Genomic DNA, 1102 nt, shown 5'->3' with positions numbered 1-1102 from the left:
CAACCAAACCAGTACCGACTTTGGCAGTCTCAACAATCGTTGTTCTTGCTTTGTCTTCTGGCGCGGCTTCATATACATTTACACTAGAACTCACAACATCCGTAGCAATAGACACATAACCTGCTATAAAAAAACCGAAGTAAAACTACCTCGGTTTCCTATAGTAAAATATTTTAACTATTTAAAATAATTACCAACCATATATGCATAAATCATAAAAATAAATGCAAAGGTTGTAATGGTGAATATTACATACTGAAAAAGAAAATATGCTTTATATTCAGACATCAACCTTTTGAGCTGACTCTCATTCAAACGATAATAAAACTCTTTTCCATAGAGCCTTTTGAAAGATTTGTTATATTTCATGTTCAAAATCTCTCTCCAAAAAGTTGTAGGGAGAAAGCTGAGAAAAATAAAATTAAAAGGCTCTAAAGGTCTTCTGTAATGTTTTTCATTGTTAAAAATAATTTTGGAAATACCTTTCAAATGTATATTCATATAAATATAAAAAATAAAATATAGAACTATTGTTATTACAATTAAAAGAAGTCCAATCATACCAACGAATAACGATGGATCAGCTTTGTACAGCTTAATAATAAACTCTATCATTCATCTTCCAATGTTTTCTCAATTAAATCATATGACTTGCCTGCAATCCATCCCGATATTTCACTTGCACCCTTTACCGCAGCTCCTGCAGACAAAATTACGACGCCTATGACTACAAAGCCCACCCCACCAGACGCTAACCCAATAACAAGACCAGTGGTATAAATACCACCCACAATACCTACACCAACTTTAGTAGTTTCAACCACTGTCGTTCTTGCTTTATCCTCAGGCGCCGCTTCATAAACATTTACACCTGAACTCACGACATCCGCACCAATTGACACATAACCTGCTATTTTAACCTGACTTGCAAACTTACCAATTTTACCCATTTGTTTGGCGTATTCTTTGAGTCCACCTTTAAAGTTATTGTCTCTAACCAATGCCGATTGCTTCAACATACGGCGCATATTGGTAGTTTTAATCGACTGATCCCAACGCAAGAATTTCTTAGTTCCTTCGTTATCTAACTCCCTATACAAGT

The 1102-nt window shown here is 34.8% G+C and carries 1 pseudogene; it reads right to left on the bottom strand.

The window, feature by feature from the left end:
* Nucleotides 1–611: 611 nt before the first annotated feature.
* Nucleotides 612–1102, bottom strand: a pseudogene (locus FTU55_RS14970) (hypothetical protein); the annotation flags it as partial.

This window comes from Acinetobacter sp. YH12117, from assembly GCF_013418865.1.
In the GTDB taxonomy this organism is placed as follows: Bacteria; Pseudomonadota; Gammaproteobacteria; order Pseudomonadales; family Moraxellaceae; genus Acinetobacter; species Acinetobacter indicus.
Note: the sequence above shows the minus strand (reverse complement) of the source record. Positions and strands in the feature narration are given on the sequence as shown.